We start from the raw sequence: 16,555 nt of genomic DNA, 5'->3' as shown, positions 1-16,555 counted from the left end.
TAACAGGAAGTGCCGGAGGTAACCGCCTTAAAGTCGGTAGGTCGCCTGATAACTGATCTCCCGAGAGCTTTTGGCAGGCACTTTAACGGTAAGAGTGCGCGCACCTTCGAGGGTGGCACCTGTTACATCACTGATTTTTAACAATCCCGAATCACGCTCCATCAGCGTGAGCTTAACGTCGACATCCTGATCATTGCGAATAACAGCCTGCCACTGGTTCTTCAGGTTTTTTTCCTGTTGCTGAGAATTTTTCAAGTTACGCTCAACCCGGACAGCCAGGGCTTCTCCCATGGTCAAATGGGCATAGTCACCGGATGTTGTCTGCGTCAGCCAGCTTTCACCGGCGATGATGACTGCACCATCACTGGTTTCTTCAAACAGCTTAATCGGTGCAGCAGGCAGATCGGCTTCCGCCTTGAAACGATAAGTCAAACGAGGTCTTTCAGCCACCTTATTGCGACCACTGAAAGAGCGTCCGTAAACATCCAGTGCATACAGTTTTTCTACCTTCAGCGCATCCTTATGAAACAGGCTGAGCTGCTGACTGGAGCGCGCAGGCAGCCGGGTGCCTTTTGGCAGTTTCTGCACCAGCATTTCGCCCACCCTTTCACCGGTTGAATCCATGGCAGCCGGGGCGGCTTCCATCATCACCTGTCTGTTGCGGACATAGGCAACGCTCCTGCCGGTGTCACCGGAAACCAGTCGTATATCCGCCCGGTTGTAGCTGGTGTCGCTGTAATTATTCAGCAGGGCGCTCAGCTCCAGCCGGGCATTATCGGTGTCATTCACTGTCATACGATAATGACTGCTAAAACGTAATGACGGTGTCACATACGACAATTGCAGATTATCAGCCTTCAGCTGTTTAACCTGTGCAGGTGTAAACGATGCGGTAATACCTGAAACCAGCCGGTTATCAGCGACCATAGCATCACGACCAGCGACCCGTATGCCCTGCGGGTCGCTCCAGTCTACAAGATACTGTCGTCCATTTGTTCCCTGAACCAGTGCCAGACCAGAATGGTAAGACAGCATTGTGCCCTGTACCGGAACATTCAGGCCTCCACCCAGCAATTCAACCGTTTTTCCAACCATTCCCCGGTAAATCGCATCCCGGTCTAAACCATCCGGCTGCCAGACCAGCTGAGCCGGAGTCACTGAGCCGGCGCTCTCCCGATACCTCAGATCAAGACTGTCATGATCCCATTCCTGAGGTAGCCCCGACACTGTGAGGCTGCCCTGTTCAGAAGGCAGGGTAGACAGTGAATGACGTACAAATGCCTTGTCAGAATACAGCGTCAGACTGGACTGAGTGGCGCTGCTGATATCCACACGCCCGGCATCAGCCCGGGCAGCCAGCGGCTGTATACCTACAGCTCCCACTAAAACCAGGGCTATTCCCAGACGACTCATGAGCATGTGATTCTCCTTTCTGTCCACCAAAACACCTGCTACGCCTTGAATGTGCAGCATCTATGTAACGATACAACAATGACTCGATGAGAATGGCTTGAGTGGCCAATAAAATCAACTGAAAGCCTTTGCTTTTACAAAGGGCTTAGAAAAACAGGCAAGTCGAGAAAGAAAAGAGAGGCACCCCGTCGCCAGGCAGGTAAGAGGCTGTCGCAAAAGGCAGCGAGCGCAGGCAAGACAAGGCAAAAAATGGCGAAAAAGCGCAGTTTACACCGAGTAAATGAGCATTTTGAGCCATTTTTTAACGCAGTATTGGCAAGCGCAGCCCTTTTGCGACAGCCTCGTAACGGGGAGGAGTTTGCTGGCTTACCAGTATGGGTTTTCCAGATTCAGGTTCATTGCACGACCATAGCCGGGTACCGACAGTTTCTGATCCGTATAGTCCAGCTCGTCGCCATTCAGGACGCCTTGACCAAACTGATAGATCGGCGTCATGGTTCCCTGCTGATACTGATCTTCGTATTCCTGCTGGCGTTCACGGGTGTTTTCCTGACGGTGTTCCCATGCAGTCGTCGCTTTTTCACCATGCTTTTTCTGCATCATCGACAGGACCACGTCAGGGCTCATTATCAGGGCGGTGGCATTATTCCCACCGAAACCTTTAGCGTTCACCAGTGTCATGTCTATACCGTTGACACCCGCATCATGGTGGTCGGTAAGAATATTCAGGTGTGAAGCGTGAACATCTTCCGCGAGATGGTTGATGGTGCGAATACCCGGAATAATCCCCTGGTCCCATACCCCAAGGGTTGACATTATCTGGTCGCCGCCGGCCACACCGATTGAATGTCCGACGTAGCTTTTCACAGCAGACACCGCCCACTGGTCAATGCCAAAGACCTTTGCCGTCTCATTGAGAATGTGCGATTCGGTCACGCGGTTCTGCGGCGTACCAGTGCCATGTGCCTGAACATAACTGCGCTGGCGGAGTGCCTCTTCGCCCAGAATGGATCGACCCAGTGCAGCCGCCCTGGCAACCGTCAGATAGTTACCGGCTCCCGGGGCGGAGATGGATTTTTTGTAGCCATCGGCATTAACAAAAACATCCGCCACAGCACCCAGTACTTCTGCGCCTGCTTCCATAGCCAGTTCATCATCCATCAAAATCAGAAACTGGGAAGACTCTGCAATGGTAAAGCCCGCATTATCAGCAAACGGCCGACAGGCACGGCGCCAGTCCGGATCTTCGCTGTCCATCAGCTGATCCAGCCCCCTGAGGTCTGCATCCGTTGCCAGTGCGCCCATGGTGGTATAACCGTCCATTATTTCAGGTGTAACCGGCGCTTCACTGTTGCCAACCACCACCAGACGACGACGCCCGCTTCGAATATCATTAACCGCCAGCTGCAGGTTATACAGCATGGTGGCACAGGCGCCCATACTGGTGCCGGTGGCTCCCAGAGAACCAAGAATATAGGCATTGATAAAGTCCGCTGACATTTCTGAAAAGCCCAGCGGACACTGTTTGGACGTCACCCGTTTGCCCAGCAGGCGCGCCTGCATCATGCCACCGTTGCCGTTATAATCCAGCTGACTCATAGCGCTGCCGGAATACACCGCCATCTCTTCCGGTGCCAGCAAACCTTTCAGACCTGCCCAGTCGAGTCCTGAGGACAGCACCGCATCGGAAGCACCGAATACGGTCATGGCCAGTGAACGGGGATGGTGACGGGACTGGTACAGTTTTTCCGGCTGAAATCCAGACGGCAGTTGCCCGGCCGCCTTGACCGGTGAAACCCTGCTGCCCGGCAACATCATTTTATGCGTCGCAGTGACCCGGACACGAACGTGTTTGCCATCAGCCAGAGGCTCTGTCACCCAGCCTTCGGGTAAAGCGGGCAGACGACGGACTGGCAGGATCAGCTCAGAGCCTTCCTGAACATTCAGGGCATTGTGCAGGTAGAGGTTGTCGGCATCAAACAGGTTATCTTCCAGCTGACGAATCAGGGTACCGGAAAGAATGTCCTGCTCGGTCACTGTGTTGTCCAGCCCTCGCAGACGGGCGATTGCGTTCAGGGTCTGCTGACGCTCAACAGCCCCCAGCCGGTCAACCACCAGACGTCGATAACCATGAAAACCGGAGCTTCGTCCTGCCGGACTGACGCCACCCTGGGCAACGATAACGGGTAATCTGGACACTCAAAAACTCCTGCCACCTTGAATGCTGACACCTGCTTCCGGCTGACTGCCTGAATGGCAGATACGCAAAAAACAGTACTCTCACTATGTCGCTTTAGTGTAATGGTACTGTCACAATGTCATCTGGACAAATCAGCCAAATAATCCGACAATTTAGCCACTCTACCAGTAAAGCTTATCCGCAATGGTCTCAGATTCACTCAGGTTACACCGTGTCAGGGTTCCTCTGCTGGAACACATGCTCACCACCAGCATCAGTCTGCCTATGGAAATGCTGGCAGCAGCCACCATGTACAGCCGGATGGAACAGAAAAAAACGTCTATCGACGTACAGTTATGTAGCAACAACGGCACTCCGGTGCTGTCCCATGGCAACATTCTACTGACACCTTCGATGGACCTGTCATCTTCCTCAAAGGCTGACCTGGTACTGCTCCCGGCACTGTGGCGCAACCCCATGCCAATTGTCAGGCGCTCCCGGGAAACCATTGACTGGATCAGGGAACAATACAGCCATGGCGCTACCTTCTGTGTTGCAGGTACCGGGGTCGCACTGATGGCAGAAAGCGGGCTGCTGGATCACCAGCCTGCAACGACTCACTGGTATTATCTCAACCGGCTGCGCAAGCACTATCCCGAAGTTCTGTTTAAACCCCATCACCTGATCACCCGGGCTGGACGGATTTACTGCGCAGGCAGCGTTAATTCCGTGGCAGACCTGATGGTGCATATTATCAAGCTCGCCATGGGGCGGGATATCGCCAACCGGGTGGCCCAGCAGTTTTCTCACGAAATCCGCCGCCCTTTCGAACAGACCCATTATGCTGATGATCACACCACCAGCCACGGGGATGAAATCATTGTGAACCTGCAGGACTGGCTACGGCAGCATCTCAATGATGATATTGACAGCCAGCATATGCTGGCTGTCACCGGCCTGACCCAACGCACCCTGAACCGTCGCTTTCGTGAGGCAACCGGCATGTCACCCTTTCAGTATCTGCAACAGCTGCGCCTGAACCATTGTGCCGAGCTGCTGAAAGCCACCGACCTGTCGATTACTGAAATTGCCCTGCAATCCGGCTTTAATGACCCGGACTACTTCAGCCGACAATTTAAGCAACACTATCAACTGAATCCTTCGGACTTTCGCCGCAGTGTCCGGGGCAAACTGTTTTATCTGGACACTCAATGATTGACGGGATCATCTGGCTGCTGGCTGGACTGGCGTTTGCCATAACCGCCTCGATTGTCTTCTGGTCTTTAAGGCTGGGCATTACGCCTACTCCAACCAGCCGTAAAGTCCGGTTGACAATGGAACCGTTGTTACCCGAATCAGTGGACGGAAGAATTTATGAGCTTGGCTGTGGCTGGGGAACACTTCTGCTGATGCTGGGGAGACGATACCCAAACCACTCCATCACAGGCTATGAGCAATCAACGATCCCTTATCTGGTGGCAAGGGTATTAACGGTTCATAAAGCCAACGTAAGGGTACTGAAGCAGAATTTTTTTACCGCTCAGCTAACAGACCCCGGGCTGGTAACCTGCTATTTGTTTCCAGAAGCCATGAAGCAGATGGATGGTTATTTAAAGCGTCAACTGACTGCACATTGTACCGTCGTCAGCCACACTTTCAGATTGCCGGGATGGGAAAGCATTAAGGAAATTAAGGCGAATGATTTGTACCGAACGTCCGTGTTCGTATACAGGAAAGACGTTTATCAGAAGACAGCGGTCAATTCAGCTGACACAGAGGAATACTGTCTGCCCCGGTCTCCATCCAGCGGTACATCTCCAGCTGCTCAGGTGAACAGCTGACACAGCCTTTAGCGCAACCAGACTGTTCACGTATCAATTTACCTTTGCGCATCCAGTGGGACAGCATGCCACGCATGGCATCAGGGCTGACATTAAACCGCTGGCTCAGTTCAGCCAGGGAAACTATTCCCTGGTCACTGAGATAATCACGAAGGGCTATGAGCATGAACATTCCTTGCAGTTCTCACACCCTGCTTCGTTACCTGCTGATTATCATTCCATCTACGTCCTGCCCGACGCATAGCAACAAAAAAGATAGCCATGACCGTCGCCAGGGCAGCCACCCAGCCTAATGTCACCATTGGCTGAACAGCCAGCAATGAGAGCTGATAGTACAGAGTGGCAACAGAGTAGCCGAGAAATAAGGTCCAGCCTGCAACAAACAGCGTCCAGCCTGTGCCAGCCTCACGGTAAATGGCACCCAGTGCTGCGACACAGGGAGTGTAAAGCAGAATAAACAAAAGGTAGGCAATCACCGCCGCTTCCCCGGGAAACAGGGTGCGCATGACCGCGAACGTATTGATGTCGACTTCCTGCTCTTGTGCAACGCTTTCCAGATCGTGCAGGTCGCCGACCTTCATGCCCAGAGGATCAGAGAATGAGCCGGTCAAACCGGCCAGGTTTTCAGGAATTGAGGCAAAGGCTTGTGAGATACCTGCCATCAGGTCAAAGGGTTCATCCCCGCCTTCAGCCCCATTCATATCATCAGCGATAGAGGAGTACATCGAATTCAGGGTGCCAACCAGTGTTTCTTTTGCCAGCACACCCGTGAAAATGCCTACTGCGGCTGGCCAGTTATCTTCCTCAACGCCCATGGGTTTAAAGGCAGGCGTAATGCTCTGACCAATATAACTGAGTACGGACGAACCTGAATCCTGATGACCAAAGCTGCCATCCGTTCCCAGCGAATTCAGGGTATTCAGAACCACCACAACCATCACAATCGCCTTACCCGCATTCACGATAAAGGTTTTCAGGCGATCCCAGGTGCGCAGAAGCACCTGCTTCAGGGATGGCATGTGGTAGTTGGGCAGTTCCAGTACAAAGGGTGCTGTTTCACCACCGAGCAGGCTGCCCTTCAGAATCAGCCCCGTCACCACTGCCGCCAGGATTCCCACCAGATAGAGGATAAACACAACATTCTGACCTGTTGCCGGGAAAAATGCCGCTGCAAACAGTGCATAAACCGGCAGCCGGGCGCCACAGGACATAAACGGCGCCATGGCAATGGTCAGCAGACGGTCTTTCTGGTTATCCAGCGTGCGTGTTGCCATTATGGCCGGGACATTACAGCCAAAACCAATCAGCATGGGAACAAAGGCTTTCCCGGGTAAGCCCAGAAAACGCATCATCCGGTCCATAACAAAGCCTGCCCTTGCCATGTAACCCGAGTCTTCCAGCACAGATAAAAACAGGAACAGTGAGGCGATTACCGGAATAAAGGTGGATACGGTCTGTATACCGCCACCCACCCCTTGGGCCAGCACGGCGATCAACCACCCCGGCGCACTCATGCCCTCCAGCAAATGGGTGACACCACCGACCATGATGGTACCAACAGAAATATCAAAGAAATCAATAAAGGCGCTGCCAAAGTTCACGGAGAACATGAACATGAGGTACATCACGCCGAAGAAGACCGGCAACCCCAGGAACCGGTTCAGAACCACCCGGTCAATGCGTTCACTCAGCTTATGATTCAAGACTCCGCGCTGCTTGATCACCTTCTTCATCAAGTTGCCAATGGCATCGTAACGCCCATTAGCCACGAGAATATCAATTTCCGCCCCCTGCTCCTGTTCCAGGGTGTCGCGCAGGCGGCGCCCCTGGTTCAACAACTCTGGTTTCACTGATTCTGACAAACCGGATAATCCACTGGTTTCGTCTTCCAGCAGTTTTATGGCGTACCAGCGCGAGACCGTTTTATCGTTCAGATACCCAGAGGCAGCGATTTCAAGCTGGTTAATTGCCGTTTCAATGGCTTTGCCAAGAGACAGTGGTTTTGCTGCGGGCAGGGTTGTCCTGAAATTCTCATTCAACCGGTCTTTAAGATCAGCAACCCCTTCGCTCCTGCTGGCCACCATGGTCAATACAGGACAGCCCAGGGTGCTGGACAATGCTTCCGGGTCAATCACCATACCCTTGTCAGCAGCGACATCCATCATATTCAGGACCACCACCACCGGCAGCCCCATATCCAGCAGCTGAGTCGTCAGATAGAGATTGCGTTCAATATTAGAGGCATCAATGGCATTGAGAACCAGCTCTGCATTGCGCTCCAGAACAAAGTCCCGGGCAATCCGCTCATCCATTGACACCTGATCATCAACCACGTCCAGACAGTAGGTGCCGGGCAGGTCAACCACTTCAATATCCAGTCCCTGATGCTGGTAATAACCACTTCGGCGCTCTACGGTCACACCAGGCCAGTTACCAACCCGCTGGCTGGCACCTGTCAGTGCATTATAAACCGTGGTTTTACCACAGTTTGGGTTACCGACGATGGCAAAAACATGGTCACTCATATCTGGCTTACCTCAACCACTGCCGCCTCATCACGGCGAACGCTCAGCTGAAAGCCACGAACCTGAAGTTGGATAGGATCCCCAAGAGGGGCAATACGACAAACCGTAAACTGAACACCCGGCGTTAAGCCCATCGCTAACAGTTTGCGACGATACGCAGCTCCCGCGTTCCGAAAAGCTGTAACCTGACCGGAATCACCAACCTGAAGCTCACCAAGGATCGATGTCATTTAAATCTCCACTACTGCGGTCATCGACAGAAGAAACAAGCAACCGCAAAACAGCTGGCAAAGTTGCCAGCAGTTGAACCTTCCGGTCTGTTATGAGTGGAATTATTAGTGACCAGAGGAAAGAAAAAAAGTGGCGGCAAGGTTACACGTAAATGAGAATAATTACAATTAAAAATTAGGTTATCAGGTACAGCAGAAACAGAAACGTAGCCGCCCCGTTACTTATAACTCACTGAGAATACTATAAAAACCTGACGCCATTAATATGATTACGTCTATCTTGCCTAGTAATCTCCTGATAGTCGTGATGATCAGAGTCATTAAAAATGAAACAGATCTATCTTTTTGGTTTATTTACCCTCTCCGCCATGTTTCTACAACCTGGCTACCCTGCTGATCAATTGACATCCTATGTTGTTATGGTTCCTCCTAACCACTTTGCAGCTGACAGTCAAACATTCGCGACTGCGGTTATACGTAAAACAAAACCGGAAGGATCAACCAATATGCAAAAAAAAGCCCTTCAGGAATACACAGCCGTTAAACAGCAGTTGCACAGCCATCATGTACACGTCATTGAGCTACCTGCCTATCGTGCCCCCGACACCCCCGACTCGGTGTTTCCCAACAACTGGTTTGTTTCGTTACCAGCGCCCTGCCCTGAGAACATCCAGTGTGGTTCGACAGGCAATACGCTCATTACTCTCTTTCCCATGCTGGCCAATCAACGGAAAAAGAAATCTCGTATCACAGCTTTGCAAAAGGCATTAAGTCAGCAAGCTATTTCCAGCCAGTATAATGACGAGGTTCTGAAAAGTATGACAGCCAACCAGTCGCTGGATGGCGGCAGCAGCATGGTTCTGGACCGTGACAAAAAGATTATTTTTGCTGCGCTTTCTCCCCGTACCAACCAGACATTGCTTCAGGAGTTTGCAGACAGGCAGGGTTATAAACTGCTGGCCTTCAGGACCGTTTTTTACGATCAGCCTGTTTACCACACCCGTATGATGCTGAGTATTGGTGACGGTTTTGCCGTCCTGTGCAGTGAATGCATCAGCGAGCAGCAACATCGTCAACAGGTCTGGCAGGCGCTGTCTGACAAAACAGTGATCGATATCACGGCTGATCAAACCAGACAATTTGCCGGTAATCTGCTGCAACTGAAAAATGATCAGGACAAAGCCATTATCGTGTTATCCAGAACGGCGTTTCAGTCCCTGAATGACGAACAACTCAGAGTACTGAACAGCTTCAGTGATCAGTTTCTGGTCTTTGATATCCCCACCATAGAGACCTATGGAGGGGGCAGTGCCGGATGCATGCTGGCGGAAATTTTTCTTCAGCCGACGTTATCATCAAACCACTGACCTTTTAGGCCTGCCATGAAATACCTGATTCTGTCCGTCATCGTACTCACTCTGACTGGGTGCTGTCTGGTTCCTGACCTGCCAGGACCCATCGGCATTCCCGGAATATAACCTGAACGGTCCGTACAATAGTCAAAACAGCCTTAATGACTGGTCTGAATACTTATTGAACCACTGTCGACAATTTTTTATCGTTCGCGTCCTGATTATATGACAACCAAACCAGGTTCCCGGATGACACAGACCGATCATTTTGTTGCAGTAGAAGCCAATATCGCAGCCGGTAAATCAACCCTGCTACCAAAACTGGCTGAAGCGCTGGACTGGGACCCCATTCAGGAGCCGGCTGAAGACCCGGAGTTTTCTCGCCTGCTGGGTGAATTCACCAAAAACCCAAAAGTTTCAGGAAACCGAATCCGGTTTCAGTCGTACATTACCCAGCGCCGGGCAGAAATTGTTGAGAGTCTGCCCTCTCATCGCAATTATCTGATTGAGCGCTCCCTGTACTCTGACCTGATCTTTACCCAGGCTAACTTTCTGAGCATGGACCAGCCAGACACTGAGTTTATGCTGCATTACTGTGAAATTCAGAAGCGCCTGAAAGAGTACCCACGTATCAGTGCCGTGGTCTATCTGCACACAACGCCGGAAAAAGCCTACGAGCGTCTGCAATACCGCGCTCGTGAGGCTGAAGATGGAACGCCTTTTGAATACATCCGTGATATCCATAACTATCACGAAGCCATCCTGCCACAAATCTGTGCGTCCATGAACACGCCCCTGATCACTATGGACTGGAATGATTTTGGCTGTGAGCATCAGGTGGCGGAGAAAATTCTGGAAGTGGTTCAGAAGCACTAATCTGTTAGGTTTGGGAGAGCCAGGTGCTGGCAAGCGTTTATATCCATACAACAGTCATTCCCGCGTATCAGTGGATCCCCGCCTTCGCGGGGATGACGAAAGTGTTGCGTGCATGGTTTTTAGCACTTAGCTAACTACAAATCCGCTAAAGGGTGAGTCTCCCAGTCGGGAACAAAGAAGGCATCAACCGTTTCTCTGGAAATGTCAGCCAATGTGGCGTACTCCCAGTTCGGTTGCCTGTCCTTATCCACCAGCAGCGCCCGGACACCTTCACAGAAATCACCCTGAAGGACGGTATTAACAGAAAGGGTGAGTTCACTCTGGAAAGCTTCTTTAAGAGAAAAGTGACGTGTACGCTGAAGCTGCTCATAAGTCAGGGTAATGGATAAAGGAGAGCCATTTAAAGCTGTCTTCCGGGCTTTACTCAGCCATTCATCACTGGTTTCCAGAGCTTCAAGCGCAGCCATTATGCCAGGCAGCGATGGTTTGCCCATCATTTTTTTGATCAGGTCCCGGTGCTCGCGAATCTTGGAGTATGGCAGCCAGCCAGCACTCTGGTCAGCGTATTCCTGAACCACGTTATAAGTGGCCTGATACGCATCCTGCTGCCAGTCAGCCTGTTGTAAGGAGGCCAGCACATTATGACGAAACGCGTGATCAACAAAACGGTTACCCAGACCGAGATACATGGCATCTGCCGGATTTAACTGGCAGGCGGTCAGGGCGACAAACAGGCCAGTTTTTGCTGGCATACGCCCCAGCAGCCAGGAGCCCCCGACATCCGGATACAAACCAACGGTGATTTCCGGCATAGCCATCACGGTGGTATCCGTCACTACCCGGAAATCCGCACCAGCCATCAGGCCAACCCCGCCCCCCATCACAAAGCCATGCCCCCAACAGATAACGGGTTTTTTATAAACATGTATCAGGTGGTCAAGCCGGTATTCCTGTTCAAAGAAAGCCTGAACAGAGGCCTTGTTATTTATCAGGGCAGACTCACGAGCCGCCCTGACATCACCACCGGCACAAAAAGCCCGGTCTCCTGTTCCCTGTAGAAAGACACAGACAATGCCCTCATCGTTATGCCAGCTCAACAGTTGGCGATGCAGTTCATTAATCATCTCCTGATCAAGCGCATTCAGGCTTTTTGGGGCATTCAGCGTAACGACCCCAATCCTATGACCACTGACGGTATCAAGCTCCTGAAACTCAACCTTCTCGCTCATAGACTCTTTCCCCTGCTGAGGTAAACCAAACTGTCTTATCACTATCCACTCACTATATGAGACAGGCAATGCTATTTCAAACCACTCATCGTAATATCTTAAAATAGGAATCCAAAGTCGTAAGATTCAATTCATACTGCAATTCATACTGGATGCTGATACTCTCTTTGCTGATACTCTCTTTGCTGATACTCTCTTTGCTTTTACTCTCTTTGCTTTTTAGCAAAAATTTATCTATTTTGATCTGGCATACCTGAAGTTAAATATATGCACAAATAATCGTTTGTATTTTTATAATGAGCTTTTTGTATAGTTACTTCTTGTATAGTTACTTTCCAAAAAAATTCACTTTTAAAAAAAGAGTAAAACTTACATAGCTATTCTGAAATATCATTCAAAAATATTTTCAGTTATTCTCACACTCTTTTTGGAGCAGTTATGACACATAATATAAGGTATTTAAAAATGAATAGCTTTACAGCACTCTGCTTTATTTTACTCTGTATAATTTCCAAGAGCATTCATGCTGATCATTACAAAGTTACTAAATCTGATATCAGTTTTTTCATAGAGATTAAGCGCACCAGTTTAAACATAGCCCTCGACCTCCTAATCAAAGAAATAAATAAGAATACCGACTTTATGGTAGAGGAAATAACTTCCAACGATGTAACCGAGATACAAGAACAACCGGTTTATCACATTAGCGGATTGAATAATGTAGGTTCTACTACAATATCCCGATACTTGAACTTTATCTATCAGAGATTAAGTCATCCTAATTTTCACCACATTCCAAGTGCAAGTACAAGTGCAAGTGCTGAAAACAATAGCAATACCCTTCGGGTCAACATAAGAGTCAACGCCCCCTCAAGCATGACACTTTCTAACTTAATGACCCGTGCTGCCGAAATTGCTGAGCAGCAGGTTAATAACGGAGCCTTCACCCGTTGGCATCCCGAACTCGGCGCAATGCTTCCGGATGGCAGCCAAATAATCAGCCTTGTATTAACTGCATCACTTCAAAGCACAGCCGCCCCCAATGGAGCAGGGCAAATTACCCCTCTTTCACCCGACACTATTGACCGTACAATGAATGCCTTTTCTCAGGCGATTCCATGGAACCCTATTTCCTATTTTTCAGTAACAACAGTAAATAATCATTCCACACAAAGAATCCCGGAAGCCGGACTGAACTATATCCTGCCAGCCCATGAAGCTCTTAATTCAACGCAAAAGCAGGCGCTAACAAGAAGTATCTATAGAGAAGTAACACCAGGAGATACATATATTAAATTTGAAAGATTTGTTATTGCACATACCTTTCAGAATACAGAAGAATCCTTCGGCCAAATGTTGAGCGGAATGGAAGTACTACGATCAAATCTCATTAGTACAAGACACCATTTCATTCTGAACCCCTTTAATTTTTCTTTCTCATCTGATAACAGTCAACTGACAATTTACTTCATGCTGGATCACTATATTCCTTCGAACAGAATGCATATAACGCTCAGCACTCAAAATATTGAAAGTATAATACCACCTACCGGTAACATTGAAATAAATCCCTTGCGACGGACTATTTACGTATCCGTCACTCATCCGCCATTACATCAGGAGGGTGTCGTAATGGAGTTAATGACCTTTTTAGTAAATAAAATAACTACCGCCTTTGCATTCATTGTTCAAATAGCGGCCAACCTTATAAGACAACCTCCCTCTTCTGAAGAAGAACTAACCGAAGTAATTGCAGCAAACCCTCAGCCAGAAGAAAACAGCCCTAACGAAACCAGCACTGAACATCCGCCACAACAGCAAACCCCTGTCATTTTTATAAACAGTGACAAGGCATCTCAATAGCCAACAATTTTTCCAACAAGGAACCGTTTCCATAACCTAAAGGGAGCCAGGCTGGTAAGTTCCAGCCTGGTGATCAGACAAAAAACGACATCAGCTGTCTTTCTGCTTGCCCTTTGAAGTAATCACAATCTGACCCTGCTGTTTCAGCAGTTCAGTCATCGCCTGCCGGATATCCTCAACTTTGATGGATTTCACTGCCTCAGCAATATCCAGCTGATAGTTGAAGTCCGCTTCACGACCGTCGAGGCTTTGCCAGAAACGACCAGCGCGTTCGTCCGGGTTGGTGTCACGTTTAGTCAGGTCTACGATCAGCCCCTGACGATAATCTTCCAGCTCGGCATCGTTCAGTTTGTTCAAACGCTCAACCTGCCCTGCCAGAAACTCATCCACCCGCTGTTCAATGCCATCCGGTCCCAGCACGGGGGACTGCACAATAAACACCAGTCCCGGATGACGCTCTACTGGTCGGGCAGACGCCGTGACAATGTACCCCAGCTGTTGCTCTGTCCGCAGTTGATTAAAGAACGGCGTTGCCAGCAAACGACCCAGCAATGAGTATTTCGCCCGCTCACGATTTTCCGTGGTATCAAACTGCACGTATTTAATGTACAGGGCATCATTATGATCAAAGTTCGCCGCTTCACGCAGGTTTGCGTCTTTCAGGACTTTAAACGGCTGATCATAACGTTCACCACGGTTACTGTCGTTCAGGACATAAGACTCCACCAGCTGACCAAGCTTCATGGCTTCGCTGCGGGAGTGATTACCATAAATCAACATGCTGATATGCACGGAGTTGTAGAAGTCACTGGCATACTGCTTCAGGTCAGCAAACGTTACTGCTTCAGCAGCGGCCAGCATTTCTTCATCACTGCGATAGTTTGGATACAACAGCTGACTCACCCGATCCATACCCTGACGGTAAGGCGTGACAAATGCCTTGTTCCTGAGATTACGTAATAATCGATTACGTTCCTGCTCAAATTCCGCCTGCACCAGACTGAACTGATCCATTCCCTTCAAAATGGTTTCCAGCAGGTACGCCTGTTTGTCCTGATAACCGGACAAGGCAACCGTCAAGCCTTCACGGCTGGTACTCAGCCCATAGTTCAGACCCGCTTCCCTGGCAGGATAACCGTATTCATTCAGACTGCGCGACAGCAGGGTACGATACAGTTGCAACAGCACCTGATCCTTTGCGGTATCTGAAGCTTTTGGTGTAGAAATTTTCAGGCGTACAGAAGCCCTTGGCACCTGAAAACTGCTGTCGGTCATGCTCCAGACATCCAGCCCTCTCTCACTGATAATCTGTGTAGGCTCGTCCGCTTTATCGCTGGTGCGCAGTGCCAGGTCAGTAGCGATAAACTGGTTCGGAGCCGGAATGGTCAGCTCTTTATGAACCTCTGGTTTATTCAGGCGCTTAAGCAGCTTATCCGACAACGGCCTGATGCTGTAGTGGGTGTCGAAATAAGGTTCAACCTGATCCGTTGGCAACCCCTGGGCAATCACCGTCTGGCGAACATTTTCCGGAGTCAGGTTTGCCATCAGGCGCTCAATCAGTTCCGGATCAAAGTCGTCGTAAAGATAGGTTGAATTCAACAGGTCAGACGCTGGCAGATAGTGTATACGTGACGCCAGACTGGTGGCTGTCTGCTGTGGGCTTCGGCCTTCCTGATAACGAAAGCCCAGTTCGGAGATCTGACGGGTTTCGTCGTACAGCCATTCCTGAATGCCTTCCCGGCGAATCAGGTCCAGGTAATCAAACACCACCGCTGTAATGTCATCCACCTGCTTAAGCCCTTTCGGCGTCAGCTCCATACGAACATTAAATCCACCAAACTCACCCGGCACATCACTGGAGTAAGCGGCAAGAGAGTCAATCAGTCCCTGCTCTTTCAACAGACTGTGCAGACTGCCCTCACCTTCATAGCCAACAATACGGGCGAGGTAACCCATAGGCTTTTTGTGGTAGAACGGGTGCAGACTTTCCATCGGGAAACTCAGAGACAGCACCCTGGTTTCTTTCAGAGGAACAAGGTTGATTCGAACGCCCAGCTGGTCAGCGGCATAAGGCGGCACGCCGATATGAGTGTCCGGCTTGACTCCGCCACCGTCAGGTACATCGGCAAAGGACTCTTTCAGCCAGGTTTCAAGCTGTTCGGTGGTTTCAGGACCATAAACCACTACCCCCATACTGGGAGCGACGTAGTAAGTGTCGTGAAAGCTCTTCAAATCCTGCCACAGCGACTTACCATCGTCGTTATTCAGGGTATCCAGATCACCAATGGTAAAGCGGCTCTTCGGGTGTTCCGGGTTTGAAGTAGCACTCTGTGCCATAAACAGGCGCCAGCCATCTTCCCTGGCATGCAGGCGGTACTCAGAATCAACGGCATTTCGCTCCCGGTTCACATAAGCCGGATCAAGGGTCGGAGACACAAAGAACTGGGCCAGCTGGTCCAGGGCCGATCTCAGGTTGTCATTATTGATATCAAAGTAATAATTGGTACGAACATCTGCGGTGTAAGCATTGGCGCTGCCACCATTGGCGCGGATGAATTCAAAATAGCCATCCACCTCCGGATATTTCTCATTTCCCATAAACAGCATGTGTTCAAGAAAATGCGCCAGCCCCAGCCGGTTGTCCGGGTCCTGATAACTACCAACATTCACATCGACCGCAGCGGCAGACTTGTCGGTGTCAGGATCCGATATCAGCAGCGCCCTGAGTCCGTTGTCCATGACAACGTAGCGATAATCGCGGTTATCGACCGGGCTTTTAACGACTGCTGATTGTTCACTCGCTGGTTTTAATATATTCGCTTTTAATGTAGTCGCTTTTAATGTATCCGCTTTTAATGAAGTCACTTCCGCTGTATCTCGTTCAGTGGTCACTGTACATCCACCTGTCAGCACGGCTGCCAACGTTCCGGCTGCCAGCGCGGATACCAGAGACACGTACTTTCTTGTCATAAATTTTTTCCATACCTGATCAAAAGGTTATGAAGCCTATTCTGATTATGCCTGCATCTGTATCGAAAGTAATGACG

General features: G+C 50.0%; 12 protein-coding genes. 5 read left to right on the top strand and 7 right to left on the bottom strand.

Annotated elements, in window-relative coordinates:
* Nucleotides 1-27: 27 nt before the first annotated feature.
* Nucleotides 28-1,419, bottom strand: a complete 1,392-nt coding sequence (locus tag NX722_RS06855; RefSeq protein WP_262567336.1) for a hypothetical protein — start codon at nucleotides 1,417-1,419, stop codon at nucleotides 28-30.
* Between the two features lie 360 nt (nucleotides 1,420-1,779).
* Nucleotides 1,780-3,612, bottom strand: a complete 1,833-nt coding sequence (locus tag NX722_RS06850; RefSeq protein WP_262567335.1) for a beta-ketoacyl synthase — start codon at nucleotides 3,610-3,612, stop codon at nucleotides 1,780-1,782.
* A 184-nt stretch (nucleotides 3,613-3,796) separates the two neighbouring features.
* Here NX722_RS06850 and NX722_RS06845 point away from each other — a divergent pair, with 184 nt between their 5' ends.
* Both NX722_RS06845 and NX722_RS06840 read left to right on the top strand, forming a co-directional pair.
* Nucleotides 3,797-4,807 (top strand): GlxA family transcriptional regulator, encoded by a 1,011-nt coding sequence (locus tag NX722_RS06845; protein ID WP_262567334.1) that lies wholly within the window; start codon nucleotides 3,797-3,799, stop codon nucleotides 4,805-4,807.
* Nucleotides 4,804-5,433, top strand: coding sequence for a class I SAM-dependent methyltransferase (locus NX722_RS06840; RefSeq protein ID WP_262567333.1), 630 nt, complete (start codon nucleotides 4,804-4,806; stop codon nucleotides 5,431-5,433). The genes NX722_RS06845 and NX722_RS06840 overlap by 4 nt, the downstream gene beginning before the upstream one ends.
* On the opposite strand, the gene NX722_RS06835 is transcribed toward NX722_RS06840, so the two are convergent.
* The 3 genes from NX722_RS06835 to NX722_RS06825 are packed head-to-tail and all read right to left on the bottom strand — an operon-like array spanning nucleotide 5,351 to nucleotide 8,188.
* A complete protein-coding gene (locus tag NX722_RS06835) occupies nucleotides 5,351-5,599 on the bottom strand; it encodes a FeoC-like transcriptional regulator (protein ID WP_262567332.1) in 249 nt (82 codons plus the stop codon). The genes NX722_RS06840 and NX722_RS06835 overlap by 83 nt on opposite strands.
* Nucleotides 5,580-7,958, bottom strand: coding sequence for a Fe(2+) transporter permease subunit FeoB (gene feoB, locus NX722_RS06830; protein WP_262567331.1), 2,379 nt, complete (start codon nucleotides 7,956-7,958; stop codon nucleotides 5,580-5,582). The genes NX722_RS06835 and feoB overlap by 20 nt, the downstream gene beginning before the upstream one ends.
* A complete protein-coding gene (locus NX722_RS06825) occupies nucleotides 7,955-8,188 on the bottom strand; it encodes a FeoA family protein (RefSeq protein ID WP_262567330.1) in 234 nt (77 codons plus the stop codon). The genes feoB and NX722_RS06825 overlap by 4 nt, the downstream gene beginning before the upstream one ends.
* 326 nt (nucleotides 8,189-8,514) lie before the next feature.
* Between NX722_RS06825 and NX722_RS06820 the strand changes: the two genes are divergently transcribed.
* Together NX722_RS06820 and NX722_RS06815 are read left to right on the top strand one after the other, a co-directional pair.
* Nucleotides 8,515-9,555 (top strand): arginine deiminase-related protein, encoded by a 1,041-nt coding sequence (locus NX722_RS06820; RefSeq protein WP_322740916.1) that lies wholly within the window; start codon nucleotides 8,515-8,517, stop codon nucleotides 9,553-9,555.
* Nucleotides 9,556-9,789: 234 nt separating this feature from the next.
* Complete coding sequence (locus NX722_RS06815; RefSeq protein ID WP_262567329.1) at nucleotides 9,790-10,416, top strand: deoxynucleoside kinase; 627 nt, start codon at nucleotides 9,790-9,792, stop codon at nucleotides 10,414-10,416.
* Between the two features lie 134 nt (nucleotides 10,417-10,550).
* Here NX722_RS06815 and NX722_RS06810 read toward each other — a convergent pair whose 3' ends face one another.
* Nucleotides 10,551-11,645 (bottom strand): enoyl-CoA hydratase/isomerase family protein, encoded by a 1,095-nt coding sequence (locus tag NX722_RS06810; protein WP_262567328.1) that lies wholly within the window; start codon nucleotides 11,643-11,645, stop codon nucleotides 10,551-10,553.
* 465 nt (nucleotides 11,646-12,110) lie between these two features.
* Between NX722_RS06810 and NX722_RS06805 the strand changes: the two genes are divergently transcribed.
* The gene (locus NX722_RS06805) at nucleotides 12,111-13,508 is read left to right on the top strand and encodes a hypothetical protein (protein WP_262567327.1); all 1,398 of its coding nucleotides are present in this window, start codon (nucleotides 12,111-12,113) and stop codon (nucleotides 13,506-13,508) included.
* A 90-nt stretch (nucleotides 13,509-13,598) separates the two neighbouring features.
* Here NX722_RS06805 and NX722_RS06800 read toward each other — a convergent pair whose 3' ends face one another.
* Nucleotides 13,599-16,478 (bottom strand): insulinase family protein, encoded by a 2,880-nt coding sequence (locus NX722_RS06800; RefSeq protein WP_262567326.1) that lies wholly within the window; start codon nucleotides 16,476-16,478, stop codon nucleotides 13,599-13,601.
* Nucleotides 16,479-16,555: the final 77 nt, after the last annotated feature.

This window comes from Endozoicomonas gorgoniicola (genome assembly GCF_025562715.2).
Classification (GTDB): Bacteria; Pseudomonadota; Gammaproteobacteria; order Pseudomonadales; family Endozoicomonadaceae; genus Endozoicomonas_A; species Endozoicomonas_A gorgoniicola.
This window is presented reverse-complemented; position numbering and strand designations above follow the sequence as displayed.

Coding starts and splice junctions, on each gene's coding strand:
- NX722_RS06855 (WP_262567336.1), bottom strand. CDS start 1,419: ATGCTCATGAGTCGTCTGGGAATAGCCCTGGTTTTAGTGGGAGCTGTA.
- NX722_RS06845 (WP_262567334.1), top strand. CDS start 3,797: ATGGTCTCAGATTCACTCAGGTTACACCGTGTCAGGGTTCCTCTGCTG.
- NX722_RS06840 (WP_262567333.1), top strand. CDS start 4,804: ATGATTGACGGGATCATCTGGCTGCTGGCTGGACTGGCGTTTGCCATA.
- NX722_RS06835 (WP_262567332.1), bottom strand. CDS start 5,599: ATGCTCATAGCCCTTCGTGATTATCTCAGTGACCAGGGAATAGTTTCC.
- feoB (WP_262567331.1), bottom strand. CDS start 7,958: ATGAGTGACCATGTTTTTGCCATCGTCGGTAACCCAAACTGTGGTAAA.
- NX722_RS06825 (WP_262567330.1), bottom strand. CDS start 8,188: ATGACATCGATCCTTGGTGAGCTTCAGGTTGGTGATTCCGGTCAGGTT.
- NX722_RS06820 (WP_322740916.1), top strand. CDS start 8,515: ATGAAACAGATCTATCTTTTTGGTTTATTTACCCTCTCCGCCATGTTT.
- NX722_RS06815 (WP_262567329.1), top strand. CDS start 9,790: ATGACACAGACCGATCATTTTGTTGCAGTAGAAGCCAATATCGCAGCC.
- NX722_RS06810 (WP_262567328.1), bottom strand. CDS start 11,645: ATGAGCGAGAAGGTTGAGTTTCAGGAGCTTGATACCGTCAGTGGTCAT.
- NX722_RS06805 (WP_262567327.1), top strand. CDS start 12,111: ATGAATAGCTTTACAGCACTCTGCTTTATTTTACTCTGTATAATTTCC.
- NX722_RS06800 (WP_262567326.1), bottom strand. CDS start 16,478: ATGACAAGAAAGTACGTGTCTCTGGTATCCGCGCTGGCAGCCGGAACG.